The sequence below is a fragment of the Pseudomonas sp. genome (assembly GCF_030150285.1).
Taxonomy (GTDB): domain Bacteria; phylum Pseudomonadota; class Gammaproteobacteria; order Pseudomonadales; family Pseudomonadaceae; genus Aquipseudomonas.
In genome coordinates this window covers 1-21428 of the sequence record NZ_JASLGE010000027.1, presented here as the reverse complement: position 1 = coordinate 21428, position 21428 = coordinate 1, and the positions used below count along the sequence as shown (strand labels likewise).

Annotated in this window: 18 protein-coding genes; 13 read left to right on the top strand and 5 right to left on the bottom strand. The window is 59.4% G+C overall.

Annotation, left to right across the window (positions count from 1 at the left end; all coding sequences use genetic code 11):
• Window positions 1–14 precede the first annotated feature (14 nt).
• From Q1W15_RS05000 to Q1W15_RS04985, 4 genes are read left to right on the top strand one after another with little or no spacing between them, the layout of a single operon-like run.
• Window positions 15–1349 (top strand): pitrilysin family protein, encoded by a 1335-nt coding sequence (locus Q1W15_RS05000; RefSeq protein ID WP_300724650.1) that lies wholly within the window; start codon window positions 15–17, stop codon window positions 1347–1349.
• A complete protein-coding gene (locus Q1W15_RS04995) occupies window positions 1342–2913 on the top strand; it encodes a pitrilysin family protein (protein WP_300724648.1) in 1572 nt (523 codons plus the stop codon). Before Q1W15_RS05000 ends, Q1W15_RS04995 begins: the two co-directional genes overlap by 8 nt.
• A complete protein-coding gene (locus Q1W15_RS04990; RefSeq protein ID WP_300724646.1) occupies window positions 2879–3910 on the top strand; it encodes a hydrolase in 1032 nt (343 codons plus the stop codon). The genes Q1W15_RS04995 and Q1W15_RS04990 overlap by 35 nt, the downstream gene beginning before the upstream one ends.
• A complete protein-coding gene (locus Q1W15_RS04985; protein WP_300724643.1) occupies window positions 3910–4761 on the top strand; it encodes an AraC family transcriptional regulator in 852 nt (283 codons plus the stop codon). The genes Q1W15_RS04990 and Q1W15_RS04985 overlap by 1 nt, the downstream gene beginning before the upstream one ends.
• Here the strand turns inward: Q1W15_RS04985 and Q1W15_RS04980 are convergent.
• The gene (locus Q1W15_RS04980; protein ID WP_300724641.1) at window positions 4758–5612 is read right to left on the bottom strand and encodes a sulfurtransferase; all 855 of its coding nucleotides are present in this window, start codon (window positions 5610–5612) and stop codon (window positions 4758–4760) included. The two genes, Q1W15_RS04985 and Q1W15_RS04980, sit on opposite strands and share 4 nt — an antisense overlap.
• Window positions 5613–5642: 30 nt before the next feature.
• The gene (locus Q1W15_RS04975) at window positions 5643–6311 is read right to left on the bottom strand and encodes a TetR/AcrR family transcriptional regulator (RefSeq protein WP_300724640.1); all 669 of its coding nucleotides are present in this window, start codon (window positions 6309–6311) and stop codon (window positions 5643–5645) included.
• 158 nt (window positions 6312–6469) lie between these two features.
• Here Q1W15_RS04975 and Q1W15_RS04970 point away from each other — a divergent pair, with 158 nt between their 5' ends.
• From Q1W15_RS04970 to Q1W15_RS04950, 5 genes are all read left to right on the top strand, one after another.
• Window positions 6470–7900: a coniferyl aldehyde dehydrogenase gene (locus Q1W15_RS04970; RefSeq protein ID WP_300724638.1), complete on the top strand. Its 1431-nt coding sequence runs from the start codon at window positions 6470–6472 to the stop codon at window positions 7898–7900.
• A gap of 12 nt (window positions 7901–7912) precedes the next feature.
• Entirely contained in the window at window positions 7913–8458 is a 546-nt protein-coding gene (locus Q1W15_RS04965; RefSeq protein ID WP_300724636.1) for a twin-arginine translocation pathway signal protein, read from the top strand.
• A 39-nt stretch (window positions 8459–8497) separates the two neighbouring features.
• Complete coding sequence (locus Q1W15_RS04960; protein ID WP_300724634.1) at window positions 8498–10093, top strand: GMC family oxidoreductase; 1596 nt, start codon at window positions 8498–8500, stop codon at window positions 10091–10093.
• A gap of 115 nt (window positions 10094–10208) precedes the next feature.
• A complete protein-coding gene (coaD, locus tag Q1W15_RS04955) occupies window positions 10209–10691 on the top strand; it encodes a pantetheine-phosphate adenylyltransferase (protein WP_300724632.1) in 483 nt (160 codons plus the stop codon).
• 100 nt (window positions 10692–10791) lie between these two features.
• Window positions 10792–11043 (top strand): YfhL family 4Fe-4S dicluster ferredoxin, encoded by a 252-nt coding sequence (locus Q1W15_RS04950; RefSeq protein WP_300724630.1) that lies wholly within the window; start codon window positions 10792–10794, stop codon window positions 11041–11043.
• Window positions 11044–11273: 230 nt separating this feature from the next.
• Here the strand turns inward: Q1W15_RS04950 and mutM are convergent, their stop codons facing one another.
• Together mutM and Q1W15_RS04940 are read right to left on the bottom strand one after the other, a co-directional pair.
• On the bottom strand, window positions 11274–12086 hold the full coding sequence (gene mutM, locus Q1W15_RS04945) for a bifunctional DNA-formamidopyrimidine glycosylase/DNA-(apurinic or apyrimidinic site) lyase (protein WP_300724628.1): 813 nt from the start codon (window positions 12084–12086) through the stop codon (window positions 11274–11276).
• A complete protein-coding gene (locus Q1W15_RS04940; RefSeq protein WP_300725004.1) occupies window positions 12087–12899 on the bottom strand; it encodes an HDOD domain-containing protein in 813 nt (270 codons plus the stop codon).
• Window positions 12900–13100: 201 nt separating this feature from the next.
• Between Q1W15_RS04940 and Q1W15_RS04935 the strand changes: the two genes are divergently transcribed.
• Window positions 13101–14297, top strand: coding sequence for a class I SAM-dependent rRNA methyltransferase (locus Q1W15_RS04935; protein WP_300724626.1), 1197 nt, complete (start codon window positions 13101–13103; stop codon window positions 14295–14297).
• Window positions 14298–14401: 104 nt separating this feature from the next.
• Here the strand turns inward: Q1W15_RS04935 and Q1W15_RS04930 are convergent, their stop codons facing one another.
• Complete coding sequence (locus tag Q1W15_RS04930) at window positions 14402–16087, bottom strand: DUF4153 domain-containing protein (RefSeq protein WP_300724624.1); 1686 nt, start codon at window positions 16085–16087, stop codon at window positions 14402–14404.
• Window positions 16088–16362: 275 nt separating this feature from the next.
• Here Q1W15_RS04930 and Q1W15_RS04925 point away from each other — a divergent pair, with 275 nt between their 5' ends.
• The 3 genes from Q1W15_RS04925 to Q1W15_RS04915 all read left to right on the top strand — a co-directional run bounded on the left by Q1W15_RS04925 (window position 16363) and on the right by Q1W15_RS04915 (window position 21284).
• Entirely contained in the window at window positions 16363–17496 is a 1134-nt protein-coding gene (locus Q1W15_RS04925; protein WP_300724622.1) for an MFS transporter, read from the top strand.
• A gap of 227 nt (window positions 17497–17723) precedes the next feature.
• Window positions 17724–19571, top strand: coding sequence for a dihydroxy-acid dehydratase (gene ilvD, locus Q1W15_RS04920; protein ID WP_300724620.1), 1848 nt, complete (start codon window positions 17724–17726; stop codon window positions 19569–19571).
• Window positions 19572–19892: 321 nt separating this feature from the next.
• Window positions 19893–21284, top strand: coding sequence for an L-cystine transporter (locus Q1W15_RS04915; RefSeq protein WP_300724618.1), 1392 nt, complete (start codon window positions 19893–19895; stop codon window positions 21282–21284).
• Window positions 21285–21428: the final 144 nt, after the last annotated feature.

Here is a 21428-nt window from a genome sequence, read left to right as displayed (position 1 = left end):
GGACGCACCCACACATGAAACCTTCAACGTTAACGCTCTGGTTTATCGCCCTGTGGCTGCCCGCCATGGTGTGGGCCAGCCCGCATGAATTCACCCTAGACAATGGCCTCAAAGTCATCGTTCAGGAAAATCACCGGGCCCCCATCGTCAGCTCTCAACTCTGGTACAAAGTCGGGGCCAGTTATGAATACCCCGGCCAGACCGGCGTGTCGCATGCACTCGAACACATGCTGTTCAAAGGCAGCAGCAAATTGTGCGCCGGGGAATCGAGCACCTTGCTGGCCAGCCTGGGGGCGATTGAAAACGCCTCCACAACCGCCGATGCGACCCTCTATTTTCAAGACATAGCCACACATTACCTGGACGTCGCCCTTGAGATCATGGCCGACCAAATGGCGACAGCGCACTGGTCAGAGGCGCAATGGGCAACTGAACACGGCATCATCAAAAATGAACGCAGCGAGGTGATCGATAATGATCCCGAGTCGCGGCAAAAAGAGCGTTTACTCGCCCAAGCCTTCCCCTCCAGCAGCTACGCCAACCCGGTCATCGGCTGGCAACACGACCTGGACCGCCTGCACAGTCGCCAGCTTCAGGCGTGGTACCGCGCCTGGTATGCGCCCAACAATGCCGTGCTGGTGATCGTCGGTGACGTCACCGTGGCCCAGGTAAAAGCTCGCGTCGAACACTTCTTCGGGGCAATTTCACAGCGGGAACTGCCCGTGGCAAACACGCCCCTGGAGCTGGAAACACCCGGTGAACGCAGCATCACCCTCCCGCCCTCTGCGCTGCCACCCGGGCTCAGCATGGCCTTCAATGTACCGGCACTGAATACACAGACCGAACCCGGCACAGCGCTAGCCTTGCAACTACTGAGCGAATGGCTCGCCGGAAGCGAAAGTGCGCTGCTGCAAACTCGGCTCAAACGTGACGAGCCGCTGCTGAGCCAGGCCAGTAGCGCCTACAACCCTGTTAGCCGGGGCGATACGTTGCTCATCCTGAACGTCACCCTTAACACGCAAAAAAATACCCCTTTGGAAGAGGTGAAAGCGCGTATCTGGGCGTTGCTCGAAACCGTGAAAACCACACCACCCAGTGCCCACGACCTTGACCGAGCGCGCAATCGGCTGATCGCTCAGCAGGTTTTCAGGCGTGACTCCATGCCGTTCCAGGCCCTTTACCTTGCCGAGCTGGAGGTCGCCGGCCTGTCGTGGAAGCAAGACCCAGAACGTCTGCACCGACTCAAAGCGCTCACGCCCGAAGACATCCAACGCACCGCCCAACAGTTCCTGACCCGTGATCGCTTGACCACCCGCTATACCCCTAATCCGGAGTTGCCCAATGAGTAAGTTGAACCCTGTGCGGGGTGCAGCCTTGCTGTGCGCCCTGTTGTTGACCTTCACGTTTGCCACACCGCAGGCATTGGTCCGCGCGCAGCCTTCATCGCCGGCGCTTCACCTCGAGTCCCTGAAAGCGCTGGGCGAACCAGCCACCCCCACATTGCCTTCGATCAACCAATGGACTGTCGCGCACGACACGCAGGTGCTGTTTGTCGAAAATCGCGCGTTACCCATGGTCGACGTGGCCGTCAGCTTCGCTGCAGGCAGCCTTCATGACGGCCCTTCACCTGGCCTTGCCGCCATGATGATGCACCTCATCAAAGAAGCTCCGGCCCCAAAGGGCATACACTCGATGGATCAACTTGGGGCCGAGTTGAACCTGGGTCTGGGCAAGGAGCGCGTCACTTTCGGGTTGCGCAGCCTGAGCGATCCAGCCGTTCTCGCCCCTGCACTGCAACGGTTGGCCAACATGCTCGCCACCCCGGACTTCAGCGAAACGGGCATCGCGCGCGCGCAGGCCGAGGTGACGGCCCTATCGATTGCCGAGCTTAAAAACCCGGAATCACGCGCCTTGCACCACCTGTACAACGCCTTGTATCCGCGCCAACCCATAGCCCAGTCGATCTATGGGTCACCCAAAACGCTGAGGCGCATTGATACACAGCAATTGCAGGACTTTCACCGCCGCGCCTTTACCGCCGCCAACGCTCAGATAGCCATTGTCGGGGACTTAACCACAGAGCAAGCCAAAGCCCTCAGTCAGCAAATCGCCGAGGCACTGCCAACAGGGCCCGCGCTGGCGATGTTACCGCCCATTCAAGACCGCATGGCCACGAGCCATAGCGTCCATCTCGAACACGATATCCCTCAAAGCCTGCTGATACTGGGGCAAAACGCCTTACCCATTGATCATCCTGATTCACTGGCAACACGCATTGGCCACGGTATTTTCGACGACATGTTGAATGCGCAACTGCGAGAAAAACACAGCGCTACGTATGGTGTTATCTCCCATACGTTCCGCTCCAACCACGCGGCCCCCTGGGTTATCAGCTTGTATACACCGCCGCATTACAGCGCCAGCGCGGCCGAACAAGTGACCCGCCTGTATGCCAGATTCCTTGAGGACGGCCCCACCGAAGACCAGCTCACTGCGATCAAAAAAACGTTGCTGCGTTCGATGCCGCAATTCACCGCCAACAACACGTACACCCTCGCCGAACTGGTGCTGCTCAACCGTTTTAATCAGCCGTTGGACTTCAGCCACAAAATACAGCGCGTACAAACCTTGACGCGGGAACAGATCAAAACTGCGATGGTCCGCCACTTCAGCGCCGATACGTGGGTCCAGTTGACCTTGGGCCCCACCGTGGCGCAAAAACCGTTGCCACTGGCCCTAGCCCGTGATGAGAATACGGCCCAGAGCTGCATCTCCAGCAATGCTGCGTTCATGCCTGCGCCACTTAACAGTTGGGGCAGGCACCCGTGTTGTGGCAATTTAGGCACACCGCTGTATCAGTCACCTGATGAGAATTTAAGTGTCCACCTTAGCTGCCCCTGTACCCCCCTCTGAACCGTTTACCCCCGCCACAGGCCTCGCCAACCCGCATTTGCAAACGATGTGGGGCCCGCTGTGGCGCACCAAACCGGTCGTCGAGCACCAGCGCGAACGTCTGTGGCTGGAAGATGGCGACTTTTTGGACCTGGACTGGCACGGCACGCCAGCCGCCCATGCACCGTTAGTGCTGGTATTGCACGGCCTGACCGGCTCGTCAGCCTCGCACTATGTGGCCGGTCAGCAACGTGCCCTTGCCGCCCAGGGCTGGACCAGTGTGGCGTTGAACTGGCGCGGCTGCTCCGGGGAGCCCAACTGGCTGGCACGCAGTTACCATTCAGGGGCCAGTGAAGACTTGGCCGCCGCCGTGGCACACTTGCGCGCCCGCCACCCATTAGCGCCGCTCTATGCCGTGGGTTATTCGCTCGGTGGCAATGTGCTGCTCAAGTACCTTGGCGAATCGGGAGGCGACAGCGGCTTGCACGGGGCGGTGGCGGTGTCGGTACCGTTCCGGCTTGACCAGTGCGCCGACCGCATTGGCCTGGGCTTTTCCAGGGTGTATCAGGCGCACTTCATGCGTGAAATGCTGGCCTATCTCAAAAACAAACAGCGCCAATTTCAGCACGATGCCCGCCATGACGCGTTGGCCACGCTGAATAAACTGGGCTCGCTGAAGTCCCTGAGCAAATTACGCACCTTCTGGGAATTCGATAACCGGGTCACCGCGCCGCTCAATGGTTACGTGAGTGTCGATGATTACTACCAGCGCGCCTCTAGCCGTTTTTTCCTGGGCACCATCGACACACCGACGCTGATCATTCAGTCCGTAGACGACCCCTTTGTGTTCAAACACAGCATCCCGGAGCCCAGCGAGCTGTCGCCCTGTACCCAACTTGAGCTGCACCCCCGAGGCGGCCATGTCGGCTTTGTCGAAGGCTCTCTGAAAAACCCGGGCTATTACCTTGAGCGACGCATCCCCCAGTGGCTGGCCGCACAAAGGCGTGAGCGGGCGTAATGGACAACACGCCCGGCGAGTCGATTCACTTCTGGCAAACACCGCCGCTCAGCGGCGTCGAACTGCTCACGGCGCGCTATATCGAACACCGCTTTGTGCCCCATGTGCATGATGGTTTTGTGATCGGCATGATCATGGAAGGTGCCCAGCGATATCGCTACCGGGGGGCCGAGCACCTGGCCCCGATGGGAACACTCGTACTGATCAACCCGGACGAAGTGCACAACGGCCAAAAAGGCCATGACGCTGGATGGCGCTACCGGGCGTTTTACCCCGATAACCAACAGATACTCGGTTTGATGGAAGAGCTGGGCCTGACCGTCACGCACATGCCTACGTTCAAAGACACGCTGCTGCAAGACCCTGAATTGTTCCGCGGCCTATACCAACTGCATCAATTGCTGGAAGGCCCGGAGTCGGCGCTGCAGCAACAAACGGTCTGGCGCCACATGATGCGGGTGCTGCTTCATCGTCATGCACGCTTGCCGCAGCCGACCACGCCTGGCAGCGAGCACCGGGCCGTGCATCAAGCCAAGGAACTGCTGCACGCGCGCCTGGCTGACCCGCCGTCACTCGAAGAACTGGCCGCAGCGGTCAACCTGTCACCGTTTCATTTTGCCCGCGTGTTTCAGCGCGCCACAGGCATGGCACCGCATACCTGGCTGATGCAGCAACGCATTGCGCATGCCAGGACACTGCTGCAACAGGGGTGTTTGCCGCTACACGTTGCGACGCAACTGGGCTTTGCCGACCAAAGCCATCTGAGCCGACAGTTCAAGAAAGTCTACGGTGTTGGCCCGGGTGCCTACCGGATCGCCAGCGCCAACACCGTGCGCGGCCCGCGGCATTAGTCGCCCGTAGCGATGCCATGCTCGGGGTGGTTGATCCATTCGCTCCATGAGCCCGGGTACAACGTGCCCAACGGGTAGCCTGCCAGGCTCAGCGCAAACAGGTTGTGGCACGCCGTCACGCCGGAGCCACAGTATGCCACCAGGTCTTCAGGTGAACGACCGGCCAGTAGCTGGGCAAACCGCTGCTTGAGCTGCTCAACCGGCAAAAAGCGCCCGTCAGTGCCAAGGTTCTCATTGAACGCGGCGCATTGTGCACCCGGAATATGCCCGGCAACGGGGTCGATGGGTTCGACCTCACCCCGAAAACGCGGCAAGGCACGAGCATCGATCAAGGTCATGGCCGGCTGCCCAAGGCGTTTTTGCAGATGCTCGGCGTCCACCACCAAGTGGCGGTCAGGTACGCCCTCAAAGGTGCCCGGCTCGACCGTGACCGCATCCAGGCTGAGCGGCAGGCCCGCTTTGTGCCAGGCCTTGAGCCCGCCATCCAGGATAAACACGCCGTCGCGCTTGCCCAGCCACACCAGCAACCACCAGGCCCGCGCCGCAAAAGCACCTGGGCCGTCGTCATAAAGCACCACATCGCTGTCCGGGCTGATGCCCCAGGCCTGCAAGCGCTTCACCAGCACATGGGGATCCGGCAACGGGTGGCGGCCAGTCTTGCCCTTGATCACAGGGCCACTCAAATCACGCTCCAGGTCTGCATACTGCGCGCCGGCAATATGCCCCTCGGCATAGCTGGCACGACCGTAGTCGCCATCTTCAAGGGCAAACCGACAATCCAGAATAACCAGACCTGGCTGTTCGAGACGTTGGCTCAACACCTCAGGGCTAATTAGTTGCGCAACAGCCATAGTGAACTCCTGTAAATGAGTGAAATGCAGTTAGTCATCGACCAGCGCCTGTTCCAGCGGCACATAAAATTCAGCAATTAACGCGTTGATCGCCTCGCGTGCCGGCTCAGTAACGTACCCCGACTCCAGCATCAGCAATTGATACACCCCGCGCTTGAGGGCCCGCTCACTAAACTGCTCATTGGTCTCTCGGGTGGCGCACAAAAAACCGATCCAGGACGTGATGATCACCCACGCGTTAAGGCTCAGCGCCTCAATTTGCAGCGGCGTCATGCTCAATAGACCCGCGTCGACAGAGCCACCGTAAATCGCCCGTGCCTGGGCCCGGCATTGCTGCGAAAAGTGCCGGTAGCTGGCAGCCAGTTCCGCGTCGCTGTGCAATAAATGCTCAATGTCGCGATAGAGAAAACGGTACCGCCATATGGCATCCAGCAGGTTAAGCAACATATCGCGCTTGTCTGCAATGGTCAGCGCACGCCCGACAGGCACGTGCAAGAAGCTCAACACCAGCGTTTTGTGCTCACTGAACAGCGCCGCGATAATGGCCTGCTTATTGGGGAAGTGGTAGTACAAATTACCCGGGGAAATCTCCATATGAGCCGCAATATGGTTGGTGCTGATGGTGCGTTCACCCCACTGATTAAACAGTTCCAGGCTGCTGTTGATGATGCGTTGGCTGGTTTTGATTCGCTGGGCCATAAGCGAGCGCCTGAATAAATAACGAAAAGTATCTTACGACCGAAGCGTGAATCGATAAACCTCCAGCGGGCGAGTGCTTGTCATTGACAACTTAGAGCCTAGGCTCTAGAAAATCATAACGCTCATCGGGCTTCATCAAAAACACTCTGGAGCGAACCATGTCTGCTGAAAGCAATCATCCTCACGCTCCCCTCATTGTGCTGAGAGACCTTCAAGCACTGCTCGACAAACAGCGCCAGGCCTATGCGGCCCACCCTTTCCCACCCCACGCGCAACGCCTGCAATGGCTCAAAACACTGCGCCGCCTGTTGAGTGATGAACGTGACGTACTGATCGACGCCATCAGCCAGGATTTCAGCCACCGAAGCCCCGACGAAACCCTGTTTGCCGAACTGATGCCCAGCCTGCACAGCATCGACTACACCCTCAAGCACCTTAAGCGCTGGATGAAGCCCTCTTCTCGCCACGTGGGCCTGATGTTCCAGCCCGCCAGTGCCAAGGTGGTGTATCAGCCGTTGGGCGTCGTCGGCGTGATTGTGCCGTGGAACTACCCGCTGTACCTGGCCATGGGCCCACTGATCGGGGCTCTGGCGGCAGGCAATCGGGTGATGCTTAAACTCAGCGAATACACCCCCGTCACCGGGCGCTGGCTCAAGGATTTGCTGGGGCGTATTTTCCCCGAAGACAGGGTGTGCGTGGTGCTGGGCGATGCCGATGTGGCCGTGGCGTTCTCCAGCCTGGCGTTCGATCATTTGCTGTTCACCGGTTCCACCCATGTGGGCAAACAGGTGATGCGGGCCGCCGCTGAGAACCTGACGCCAGTGACACTGGAACTGGGCGGTAAATCCCCGGCCATTGTGTCGGCCGATGTACCGCTCAAGGACGCCGCTCAGCGCATCGCCTGGGGCAAGACGCTAAACGCCGGGCAAACCTGCATTGCCCCCGATTACGTGCTGGTGCCGCAGGACCGTGTGGAAGGTTTTGTGGAGGCTTATCGCAACGCCGTCCACAGTTTTTACCCGACGCTGACGGACAACCCGGACTACACCGCAATCATCAATAATCGCCAGGTCGCCAGGTTAGAGCGGCTACAAGCAGACGCGGCCCTCAAAGGCGCACGCCTGATCCCGCTCTATGAACAGAGCCAGGGCCAACGCCTGCCACACACATTGGTGCTGGATGTCAGCGACGACATGCACATCATGCAGGACGAAATTTTCGGCCCGCTGCTACCCATCGTGCCCTACCGCCATCTGGATCAAGCATTGGCCTATATCAACGCCCGCCCCCGCCCCTTGGCGCTTTATTACTTCGGCTATAACCGGGCGGAACAACAGAACATCATTTACAACACTCACTCGGGCGGGATCAGCCTCAACGAGGCCCTGCTGCATGTCGCCATAGACGATTTACCCTTCGGTGGCATCGGGCATTCAGGCATGGGCCAATACCACGGCCACGAAGGGTTCATGACCTTCAGTAAAGCCAAGGGTGTGCTGGTCAAGCAGCGGTTCAACAGTTCGCGGGCCATCTACCCGCCTTATGGCCGGCGGTTGGTGCGCTTGCTCCAACAACTGTTTATCCGCTGACCGAGTGCTGCCATGACTGATCTGCGCGTCGAGAACGTCCTGCTGTCACGGCGCAGGGCCTTGAAAATTGGTCTGACGGCCAGCGCACTGTTAACCATGGCAGGGCTGGGAGCCAGCCTCAGTGGCTGTTCCAGCAGCCGCAGCGCGCGCGGGTTTGCCACACTGCGCAGCAGCGACCTGGTTTTTCTGAGCGCACTGATTCCGGTGATGCTCAACGCCAGCGTGCCCCCAAAAGCCATGCCCGGTGCCGCCGACGCCACGTTGTGCCAACTGGACACTTACCTCAGTCACCTCTCACCGGCCCTGCTGAAATTGACCCAACAGCTGTTCGATGTACTGGCCATACCCGTAACGCGCGGGCCGCTGACCGGTGTGTGGGGGAGTTGGCAAAGCGCCAGCCCGAAACAGATCCAGCGTTTTCTGCACCGTTGGCAAAACAGCAGCCTGAGCCTGCTGCGCATGGGCCACGGCTCGCTGGTGCAACTGGTCATGATGAGTTGGCATGCAGAGCCCGACTCATGGGCCTCGTGCGGGTATCCCGGCCCACCGACGGTTTGACCCCATTCCAATAAGCACTGCACCCTATGGACACCCCTTATGCCCGTATCCGATCCCTTTCGCGAAGGCCTGGCCCGAGGCTGGAAAACCTATGATGGCTCGGCACTCACCGGCGATCTGACGCTCGCGGCCGATGTGGCCATTATCGGCAGCGGCGCTGGCGGGGGGACCACCGCTGAAATCCTCAGCGCGGCGGGGTACAAGGTGCTGTTGATTGAAGAAGGCCCGCTCAAGACCAGCATCGATTTTAAAATGCTTGAAGGCGAGGCCTACACCCAGCTTTATCAAGAAGGTGTGGGCCGCATGAGCAAGGACGGCGCGATCAGCATCCTGCAGGGCCGCGCCGTGGGCGGAACCACGCTGGTCAACTGGACCTCCAGTTTTCGCACACCCGACCCGACCCTTGAGCATTGGGCCCGCGAACATGAGGTGACCGGCCACAGCCCCGCAGACATGGCCCCGTGGTTTGAACGCATGGAGCAGCGCTTGGGCGTGAGCCCCTGGATTGTCCCGCCCAACGCCAACAACGAAGTGATCCGCAGCGGCTGTGAAAAACTCGGCTACAGCTGGCAGGTGATCCCACGTAACGTGCGCGGGTGCTGGAACCTGGGCTATTGCGGCATGGGCTGCCCAACCAATGCCAAACAGTCGATGCTCGTCACCACCATCCCCGCGACCCTCGAAAATGGCGGCGAGTTGCTGTACCTGGCTCGCGCCCAGAAGCTGTTGATTCAAGGGGATCACGTCACTGGCTTGGAATGCATGGCCATGGACAGACGCTGCGTGGCACCCACGGGCCGCACCATCACGGTGAAGGCACGGCATTACGTGCTGGCCGGCGGCGGCATCAATACCCCCGGTTTGCTGATGCGTTCCGACGCTCCAGACCCCCATCAGCGAGCAGGGCGGCGCACGTTTCTGCACGTGGTGAACTTCTCGGCTGCGCGATTTCCAGAAGCAATCAACCCGTTCTACGGTGCGCCGCAGTCGATCTACTCCGACCACTTTCAGTGGCAGAACGGCGTCACCGGGCCGATGGGTTACAAACTCGAAGTCCCACCGCTGCACCCGGCTCTGGCCGCAACGTTGTTTGCCAGTGCCGGCGAAAACGGTGTCAGGCACATGGCGCAATTGTCCCACACTCATATGATGCTGGCCTTGATGCGCGACGGTTTTCACCCCGACAGCCCCGGCGGAAACGTGGAATTACGCAGCGATGGCAGCCCGGTACTCGACTATCGCCTCACGCCGTATGCCTGGGAGGCGCTCAAGCGTGCCTTCCACAGCATGGCCGAGATCCAGTTTGCCGCCGGCGCCAGCGCCGTCATGCCCTTGCACAGTGACGCGCGCTATTTGAGCAACCTGAAGCAAACCCGTGAGCAGATTGAGCGTTTGAGCCTGCAAACGTACCGCACCCGCTTGGCCAGCGCTCATGTTATGGGAGGCTGCGCCATGGGTGAAAATCCGCGAACGGCGGTCACCGACAGCCTCGGGCGTCACCATCAATTGCGCAATGTGTCGATCCATGATGGCTCTTTATTCCCCACCAGCATTGGAGCCAACCCGCAATTGTCGGTGTACGGGCTCACCGCAAAACTGGCGACACACTTGGCCGAACGGCTGAAAAATCCATGAACACGGTGTTATTGAGCGGCGTCTATAGTGCTTTCTTCTTGATCTGGCGACTTGGCCGACCGAGAAGGCTGCGATACCATCCGACTCCCCAACGGATTCCCGCCAGGACGACGCGATGAACCGAGTGTTGTACCCAGGTACATTCGACCCTATTACCAAGGGCCATGGCGATCTGGTTGAACGCGCTTCGCGCCTGTTCGACCATGTGATTATTGCAGTTGCCGCCAGCCCCAAGAAAAACCCGCTGTTCCCACTGGAGCAACGGGTCGAGCTGGCACGCGAAGTGACCAAACACCTGCCCAATGTTGAGGTGGTCGGTTTCTCGACGCTGCTTGCACACTTCGCCAAGGAACAGAATGCCAATGTATTTCTGCGTGGCCTGCGGGCCGTGTCAGACTTTGAATACGAGTTCCAGCTGGCGAACATGAATCGTCAATTGGCACCGGATGTCGAAAGTCTTTTTCTGACCCCCTCCGAGCGATATTCGTTTATTTCGTCGACATTGGTGCGTGAAATCGCAGCTTTGGGCGGCGATATCAGCAAATTTGTTCACCCGGTTGTGGCCGACGCCCTGAACGAGCGCTTTCGCAAGAAATAACCGCTGAAGCGGCGTCCGCGTGCACTGCGGACGCCAATGCGGCACAATTGCCCGCATTCGATTTCAGTTGCCCGGGCCGACCGCCCCGGCAGGAGTACCCATGTCCCTGATCATCACCGACGATTGCATCAACTGCGACGTCTGCGAACCCGAGTGTCCGAACGCCGCCATTTCCCAGGGCGAAGAGATCTATGTGATCGATCCCAACCTGTGTACCCAGTGCATTGGCCATTACGATGAGCCGCAATGCCAGCAGGTGTGCCCGGTCGACTGCATTCCTCTGGACGAAGCCCACCCGGAAACCGAAGAACAGTTGATGGCCAAATACCGGGCGATTACCGGTAAAGCCTGAAACCCGCGGCCGTTGTAAAAGTGCGATGCTCGCGACCTTTCGTTTTTTCAAGATCAAAAGATCGCGAGCAAGCTCGCTCCTACGCGTAAAGACCTGGCTTTAGATCTATGGGCCTCCCTTAAACCACGCGGGGCTCTTATAAAAAAACGCGAAGCCATTGATCCTGAACATGAATTTTTAGGATCAATACGGCGCCGAAGACCGGGCGGGCCCTCCTACACAAGTAACGGCTACGTCTGGCAGCGCGGGCAGAACACGCTGGCGCGCTGGCCGAGTTTCACCTCGCGCAGCTCAGTGCCGCAGACTTTGCACGGCGCGTACCCGCGCCCGTACACAAACAGCTCCTGCTGGAAGTAACCCGGTTGACCATCACCGCCGATAAAATCGCGCAACGTGGTGCCGCCCCGCTCAATCGCCGCCGCCAAAATCCGTTTGATCTCAATCGCCAGCTTTAAATAGCGCGCACGGGAAATGCTGCCGGCTTCGCGGCGCGGGTCGATACCGGCGGCAAACAGGGCTTCGGTCGCATAGATATTGCCCACGCCCACCACCACCGCGTTGTCCATGATGAACGGTTTGACCGCCATCACGCGTTTGCGCGACAGTTGAAACAGCCGTTCGCCATCAAACAGATCGGTCAATGGCTCCGGCCCCAGCCGCACCAACAACTCATGGTTGAGCGGGTCCTGGCTCCAGAGCATGGCCCCAAACCGTCGCGGATCGGTGTAGCGCAAGGCCAGCCCCGACTCCAGCTCAATGTCCACATGTTCGTGCTTGGCGGCGGGCAATCCGGCCTCCACCAACCGCAAATTGCCCGACATGCCCAAATGGCTGATCAGCGTGCCGACTTCGGCATTGATCAATAAATACTTGGCCCGCCGCTCCACCAACACAATTTTCTGCCCTGACAGGCGCACATCCAGGTCTTCCGGGATGGGCCAGCGCAAACGACGCTCACGCACAATCACCCGGCTGACGCGCTGCCCTTCAAGGTGCGGCGCGATGCCCCGGCGGGTGGTTTCGACTTCAGGTAATTCCGGCATCTAGTGAGTCCCCAACTCGCGAACGCTTTCTTTGAGGTTGTCAAAGTCGTATTCGGACAGGTCAATGTAATCCAGCACCAGGTGGCCAATGCTGTTCCATTCGTGGTCTTCACGCTCATTGCCCAAGACCTTGTACGACGCACAAATATGCTCGGCCATCTTGAGCACCGCCAGCAGGTTTTTAAGCTGGCTGTTGCGTGAAGAGTCGTCATTGAAAATCGCCAGCGCATTGTGGTGGTTGGCGATTGCCTCGGTCAGGTGCCCCGGCAAGCGCCAGGACTTGGCCGTGTAATAACCGACCACCGCATGGTTGGTGTTGAAGCGGCGGTTCTCCGTGTCAACCACACGTTGGTCCGGCCCCGCATTGGCGTAGCCCTGCTCCAGCACCTGCATATAGTTGGGAAAGCGCTTGAGCATCAACGGAATGCCGCAATCGTGAAACAGCCCCAGGGCGTAGGCTTCATCCGGGGGCAAAGCGCCGGTGCGCTTGGCCAGCGTCATACTGGTCATGGCCACGTCCTGAGCGGTGTCCCAGAACCGGTTGAGCGTCACGATGGTGTCGTCACTCATCTCGCCCTTGATCGATTGGGCATTGATCAGGTTGACCACCGTGCGGCTGCCCAGCAACGTCACCGCCCGTCGAATAGAGGCAATCTTGTTACTCAGGCCGTAATACGGCGAATTGACGATCTTCAGCAGCGCGCCCGACAAGCCGGGGTCTTGGGCGATCAAGCCGGCGATCACCTCCAGGTCCGGATCCGGCATGTACTGCTCCATCTGCAAATCCACCATGATTTGCGGCTGCGGCGGCACGCTAATGCCTTGCAGGGCCAGGCTGATTTGTTCGGATGAAAGCTCTGGGGGCATATCGACACACTCTGGAATAGACGGCGATTCTAGCGGAAAAATCTGACGCAATGGATGCGCGATCCGACGCAATACCGCGAATCAACTGCGCTTGCGGAGGCGGTCTGAGGCTATAATCGCGCCCTTTTCAATACCCGGAGCGACGTCATGTCCCTGCCAAGCCTGCGCCTTAAAGCCAATGCCGATCGACGCCTGCGCGCCGGCCACTTGTGGGTCTACAGCAACGAAATCGATGTAGCCACCACCCCATTGCACGGCTTCAAGGCCGGCGACCAAGCGGTGCTGGAAACGGCTGGCGGCAAACCGCTGGGCATCGTTGCCATGAGCCCGAACAACCTGATCTGCGCTCGCCTGCTGTCACGCGACATTAAAGTGCCCTTGGACAAGTCGTTTTTGGTTCACCGCCTCAACGTGGCGCTGTCGCTGCGCGACCGCCTGTTCGACAAACCCTTCTACCGCCTGGTGTACGGCGATTCTGACTTGCTGCCCGGTTTGGTGGTCGACCGTTTCGGCGACATTCTGGTGGTTCAACTGGCATCCGCGACCATGGAACAGCACAAAGCTGACGTGATTGCGGCGCTGGTGCAGGTGGTTAAACCGAGCGGCATTCTGTTCAAAAATGACTCAGCGGCCCGTGATGCCGAAGGCCTTGAGCGTTACGTCGAAACCGTTTTCGGCCTGGTACCGGAGTGGGTCGCGCTGGAAGAAAATGGCGTGAAATTCGAAGCCCCGGTCATTGCCGGGCAAAAAACCGGCTGGTTCTATGACCACCGCATGAACCGCGCGCGCCTGGCACCTTACGCCAAGGGCAAGCGTGTGCTTGACCTGTACAGCTACATTGGCGGCTGGGGCATTCAAGCGGCTGCGTTCGGTGCCAGCGAAGTGATGTGTGTCGATGCCTCGTCGTTCGCCCTGGACGGCGTTGAGCGCAACGCCGCACTGAACGGTTTTGCTGACCGCGTCACCTGCCTGGAAGGTGACGTGTTTGAAGCCCTGAAAGAGCTTAAAGCCAACGAAGAGCGTTTCGACGTGATCGTGGCCGACCCGCCGGCGTTCATTAAGCGCAAAAAAGACCTGAAAAACGGTGAAGGTGCCTACCGCCGCCTGAACGAGCAAGCGATGCGCCTGCTTACCAAAGACGGCATTCTGGTCAGCGCATCGTGCTCGATGCACCTGCCGGAAGATGACCTGCAAAACATCCTGCTGACCAGCGCCCGTCACCTGGACCGCAACATCCAGTTGCTGGAACGTGGCAGCCAGGGCCCGGACCATCCGGTGCACCCGGCGATCCCGGAAACCCGCTACATCAAGAGCATCACCTGCCGCTTGCTGCCAAATAGCTAAGGCGCAATAAAACCTGTAGTCGCGGCCGAAAGCTGCGATAAGGCCCGAAGGGCCTTTGAGGACTGCTTCGCAGCCCATCGCAGCCTGCGGCAGCGACTACAGCGTCATTCTGGCTGCACCCTCGGGTTGAGCACATCATCGCCTATCTGCAACGACTGATAACGCGGCTTCACCTTCTGTACCTTGCCTTCGCGAATGTTGTCGATCAACGCCAACGGGCTGCCGTCGATTTCATACTGGCCTTCACGCAGCCACTTGCCCTGAGCATTGCGCTTAAAGAAATACAACGGGCCAGGCCATGGCTGCTTGGGCAGTTGCAGCACTTCTTCCTGCCCGTCCTGATCCAGGTCGACGGCCCACATCGCGCACCCCGGGTACCGGCAAAGGTGGCCAGACATGCCCAGCGCCTCGAACTGCTCACTGCCAGTCACGGCGGGGCCGATCCACTCCAGCATCCGACTCGTCGACGCTTTCTCGTCGCCAGCGGTGCCGACTTCCTTAAGCCGCTTCAACAAAACACCCCGTGCAGGCTCGGACAACCCCTGACCCTGCTCGAGCTGTGCCAACAACGCCTCAAACGCCTGTTTGCCCGGGGCACCCAAGCGAAAGCGCAAGGTGTAGGCATCAAACGCCTGCGCCGGGGTTTTACCGCTGAGCACCCGCTGCACCTGATTCTGCGCACTGATCTTCAACGGGCTGAACCACGGCGTATGAATCGCCAGCAACAGCACGACGCACGCCAGTGCAATACACGGGTTACTCACCCGCAAACGGCTCAGCCAGCCTGATGTCGAGGCAAGCACTGCCCAGACCGCCGCCACACTGTGGGCCAACACCACCCCAACCAACAGCATCGCCAACACACGGCTTGGGGTCAGGCCGTACTGTTCAATCCGTAACCAGGTCGAATACCCGGCCAGCACCACCAGCACCGGCAAACACAGCAGGCACAGATCAACCACGCGCACGAGCCACACCGGGTAGCCGCTGCGCTGATGACCGTCCTGAAATACGCCGTTGAGAAAGAACAGATTGACGGCCACCAGGCACACCATAATCGGCGTTGAATAGCCGGTGCCCCAAATCGGCTCCAACCCGGTGAACGGCAGCGCGCAAATAAAAACAATGACGATCATTGCGCTGAAGGGCAGTAACACGCGGCACAGTGTGAGTAATATTCCACGCAACATCCCGATGACCCGGTCGTTATCGCGCCCCATGTGCAGCCCCAGGGCAAACACCATCGCCGAGCTGACACAGACAAACCCATCGGTGAAAAACAGCTTATTCAGCGCCTCAATCCCGAGCATCTTGAACAAACCGCCCCACAACAGCAGCAACGCCCAAAACACCGCATTCAGCAGCAAGCCCAGCAATACGATAAACACCGTGTCCCAGGCATGCCGGAACAAATCTTCATAGCGGGGCGCTCGCCCTTGGCGGGTCGGCCAACTCAAAATAAACGCCGTGCAAATGTAGGCAATGACGACGGCAAAACAGGTCCAACTGCCAATCAGCCAGTTGTTGAAAAGCCCGCTTTCACTCCCCGCCTGATACACCCAGGCACTGATCGCCGTCATCACCGCGGTAAGGCCAAGGACTAACACCACGGCCCCTCGCTGACGTACGTTGTCACCCAGCAGCAACAGGTTGATCCCACCGACCAGTGCGGCGGTCACCAGCGCGTGTTTAACCGCCGGCTCAGCCATGGCACTCGCCAGCCACAGTAAAAGCCCTTGCGCCAGGCCAATGGCCAAACACCCATACACGGAACGGTTGAGGGTTAGCATTCAGAATCCTTACTTGAAAAGCATTCGCCACAGTGGCAACCAGTGTAGCCAGCCCCAGAAATGAAGGTAAAACCGGGCATGACCGGTCTAGAGAGCGACAGCGAGGATAAAAGTTTTTTCTTACAGAAATTCAAGTATCGGCCTACTTGAGACTTCGTTGTAAAACCAGCACTGACGAAGAACACTGCTCGTCTTGACAAAAACCGGATACATCCGTGTGCCCGCCTTCTGGAAAAACTGTAAAACTTCGCGCGACCCTTGCCTTGCTCATGTGCATGACGCTGCTCGCCGTCTTCCCACTGGACGTGGTGCTACCCTCCTTCTCGGCCTTGGCCAACCACTTTCGCACCACCCCTACAGACATCGCCCAGTCTGTCAGCATTTTCGCCCTCGGCCTTGCCGTGTCACTGCTGCTGATCGGGCCTTTGTCCGATATGTTTGGCCGCAAAAGGCTGCTGCTGACCGGCATTGCCCTTGCAACCGCCGGCGCGATGGGCTGTCTGTTTGCCCGCGATTTCACCGAGTTTCTGGTTTTCCGTGTGACCCAGGCCGTGGGGTGCGGCGCATTTGCCTTGTCACAGGCGCTGATTCAAGACGTATTCGCGGGGCGCGAGCTAGAGCGCATCCGGATCTGGATGAACACCGGCAGCGGGATTTTCATCTCCTGCTCACCGCTGATAGGCACCTGGCTGCAACTGTATTGGGGTTGGCAAGGCAGCTTTTATGTATTCATTGCCCTGTCGGTTGTGGTCTGGTCATGGTCCTTGCACTTGCTGCCCGAATCCCGCAGCCGCCACCGACCGTCAGCCCGCCAGTTTTTCGCCGGATATTGGCAGCTATTCTCTGATATTCGCTTCGTCGGCTACTGGCTGATTTCGGCCCTGGCCTTTGCCTGCCACTTCTCGTTTATCGTGATGTCGCCGCTGATTTTCATGGAACACCTGAATCTGTCGGCATACGCATTTGCTTGGGTCATGTTGCTGTACGGCGCGGCGTATGTCCTCGGCGGCGTGATGGCCAGCGTGCTGCATCGTAAGCTTGCCAGCGATACACAAATCAATACCGGCCTGTGCCTGGTTGCCCTGTCCGGGTTGGTGATGCTGGGGCTGTCCTGGCAATTGGGGGTGTCCGCTGCCACGGTACTGATTCCGATGGTCATCTGCACAGCGGGCACCACCATTTGCCGACCCATTGCCAACTCCCGAGCCATGAGCCTCTACCCGCAACTCGCGGGCACATCGACCTCGGCTGGCAGCCTGCTGATTTTCATGTGCGGCGGCCTGATCAGCCTGGTGATCAACCGGGTCGACGATCACCTGAGCAGCGCTCTCGCCGTGTGCTTTTTGATCCTGAGTGCCATCGGGCTCGGGTTGAATGCGTTAGTCCGCGCGCGGGTACACCTGCCGTAGCTACTCTCTTCACGGTTTGGACCATTCCCTCCCACCGCCAGCCGTGTAGAATCGGCTGATTCATCGCCAATCATCCCCGGCGGGTTTATGAGCTCAGGCCCAGGCGCGCGGCGATCCCGTAGCGTTTACGGCACCTAGCGGGTACGTAGTCATTTTCTGTGTGATCCCCTAGCGATTAGAAGCTCACTTCCCTGTTTCTTACCTGATTAGCCGCCCGGAGCTGTTCCATGCCTGACTATCGTTCCAAAACCTCCACCCATGGCCGCAACATGGCCGGTGCCCGCGCGTTGTGGCGCGCCACGGGGATGAAAGATGCCGACTTCAAGAAGCCGATCATCGCCATTGCCAACTCTTTTACCCAGTTCGTTCCGGGCCACGTCCACCTCAAGGACATGGGCCAACTGGTTGCTCGCGAAATCGAACGCGCGGGCGGCGTTGCCAAAGAATTCAACACCATTGCCGTAGACGACGGTATCGCCATGGGCCATGACGGCATGCTGTATTCGCTGCCGAGCCGCGAAATCATCGCTGACTCGGTTGAATACATGGTCAACGCGCATTGCGCTGACGCCATCGTGTGCATTTCCAACTGCGACAAAATCACCCCTGGCATGCTGATGGCAGCGTTGCGCCTCAACATTCCGGTGATTTTCGTGTCGGGCGGGCCGATGGAGGCGGGCAAGACCAAGCTGGCCAGCCACGGTCTGGACCTGGTCGATGCCATGGTCATCGCCGCCGACTCCAGCGCTTCTGACGAGAAGGTTGCCGAGTACGAGCGCAGCGCTTGCCCGACCTGCGGTTCGTGCTCCGGCATGTTCACCGCCAACTCGATGAACTGCCTGACCGAAGCCCTGGGCCTGGCCTTGCCGGGCAACGGTTCAACCCTCGCCACCCACAGCGACCGCGAGCAACTGTTCCTGCAGGCGGGCCGCACTATCGTCGACCTGTGCCGCCAGTACTTCGTCGAGAACGACGAGTCGGTATTGCCGCGCAACATCGCCAACTTCAAGGCGTTCGAAAACGCCATGACGCTGGACATCGCCATGGGCGGCTCGACCAACACCATCCTGCACTTGCTGGCCGCCGCCCAAGAAGCCGAGATCGACTTCGACCTCAAAGATATCGACCGCCTGTCGCGCCATGTGCCGCAATTGTGCAAAGTGGCACCGAACATCCAGAAGTACCACATGGAAGACGTGCACCGCGCCGGCGGTATCTTCTCTATTCTGGGCTCGCTGGCCCGTGGCGGCTTGCTGCACACCGACTTGCCGACCGTGCACAGCAAAACCTTGGCCGAAGGCATCGCCAAGTGGGATATCACCCAAACTGACGACGAAGCCGTGCACACCTTCTTCCGTGCAGGCCCGGCCGGTATCCCGACGCAAACCGCGTTCAGCCAGTCAACCCGCTGGGACACCCTGGATGACGACCGCGAAAACGGCTGCATCCGCAGTGTTGAACACGCGTACTCGCAAGAAGGCGGCCTGGCCGTGTTGTACGGCAACATTGCGCTGGACGGCTGCGTGGTGAAAACCGCCGGTGTCGACGAATCGATCCATGTGTTTGAAGGCAACGCCAAAATCTTTGAAAGCCAGGACAGCGCCGTGCGCGGCATCCTGGCCGACGAAGTGCAGGCCGGCGACATCGTGATCATTCGTTACGAAGGCCCGAAGGGCGGCCCGGGCATGCAAGAAATGCTGTACCCGACGTCGTACCTGAAGTCCAAGGGCCTGGGCAAAGCCTGCGCCTTGCTGACCGACGGCCGCTTCTCGGGCGGCACCTCGGGCCTGTCCATCGGCCATGCGTCACCGGAAGCGGCTTCCGGCGGTGCCATTGGTCTGGTGCAAGACGGCGACAAAGTGCTGATCGACATTCCGAACCGCTCGATCAACCTGTTGGTCAGCGACGAAGAACTGGCCGCGCGCCGGGTCGAGCAAGACAAGAAAGGCTGGAAGCCGGTTGAAGTGCGCCCGCGCAAAGTCACCACCGCCCTCAAGGCCTACGCCTTGCTGGCCACCAGCGCCGACAAAGGCGCGGTACGGGACAAAGCGCTGCTGGACAAACTGGTGCCATAAGCCACCGCGCCACACAAAAAATCCCGGCCACGCGCCGGGATTTTTTATACCGCCCTGTAGGAACGAGCAATCGAGCGTCGACCGGCTGCTCCTACGGATGGCAGAGTTTGTAGGAACGAGCTTGCTCGTGATCTTTTGATCTGGCTTTTGACCTAAGGGCCCCCTTAAACCACGCTGGCCGAACACGCCATCGGCTTATTACCAAAACGCAGGTATTCATTCCACAACGGTATATTTGTGGGTATATCAACCTGTTAGGATTTCCGGTTCGGAAAATAGTCACCCCTCTTTACGGTTACCCGTCGCCCCCTCGGAGCTTTCATGAATTACCCGCTGATCCTCAATCTGCTGGTGTTCCTCGCGTTGCTGTTCGGCCTGTCGCTGACCCGCCACACCGCGTGGAGCCTGGCGAAAAAAGTCCTGCTGGCCCTGGTTGTCGGCGTGGTCTTCGGCCTTGTGCTGCACCTGATCTACGGCAGCGACAGTGCAACCCTCAAAGCCTCCATCGGCTGGTTCGACCTGGTCGGCAGCGGCTACGTGCAGTTGCTGCAAATGATCGTGATCCCGCTGGTCTTTGCGTCGATCCTCAGCGCTGTAGCCCGCCTACATAACGCCGCGTCGCTGGGCAAAATCAGCTTCCTGACCATTGGCACGCTGCTGTTCACCACCGCCATCGCGGCGCTGATCGGTATCGGCCTGACCAACCTGTTCGGCCTGACCGCCGATGGCCTGGTGGCGGGCGCGGCTGAAATGAGCCGTCTGCAAATCATCCAGAGCGACTACGCGGGCAAGGTCGCTGACCTGAATGTACCGCAACTGCTGCTGTCGTTTATTCCGCAAAACCCGTTTGCCGACCTGGCCCGGGCCAAGCCGACGTCCATTATCAGCGTGGTGATTTTTGCCGCTTTCCTGGGGGTTGCCGCGCTGCAACTGCTCAAGGACCAGCCAGAGAAAGGCAGCAAAGTGCTAAGCGCCATCGACACCCTGCAAGCCTGGGTGATGCGTCTGGTACGCCTGGTCATGAAACTGACCCCTTACGGCGTGTTAGCGTTGATGACGAAAGTCGTGGCCATGTCCAACCTGCAAGACATCATCAAACTGGGCAGTTTTGTGGTGGTGTCCTACATCGGCCTGGCGCTGATGTTTGTGATTCACGGCGTGATCGTGTCGGCATCAGGCATTAACCCGCTGCGTTTTTTCCGCAAGGTGTGGCCGGTGCTGACCTTTGCCTTCACCAGCCGCTCCAGCGCGGCGAGCATTCCGCTGAGCATTGAAGCGCAAACCCGTCGCTTGGGCATTCCCTCGTCCATCGCCAGCTTTGCTGCCTCGTTTGGTGCAACGATTGGCCAGAACGGTTGCGCCGGCCTGTACCCGGCCATGTTGGCGGTGATGGTTGCCCCGACCGTGGGCATCAACCCGCTGGACCCGGTATGGATCGCCACGCTGGTGGCCATTGTGACCCTGAGTTCGGCCGGTGTGGCAGGTGTAGGCGGCGGCGCAACCTTCGCGGCCTTGATCGTCCTGCCCGCGATGGGCTTGCCGGTGGCGTTGGTGGCACTGCTGATTTCGGTAGAACCGTTGATCGACATGGGCCGTACAGCGCTAAACGTCAGCGGCGCGATGGTGGCGGGCACCGTGACCAGCCAGATCATGCAAGAGACCGACAAAGCCATCTTGGCTGAAGACGATCATGGTGAGCTGGCGCACTCGTAACGCTGGAATCCTTGCAGGAGCAGTCGGTGGACCCGGGCATTGGGCCCCTAATTTTATTATAACAAAATAGAGCGCCAAACGGACGGCACCCGCGGGGCGCAAGGGGGGGTGGTGTTGGGCAATAACGCCCGCCCACACAAAAAA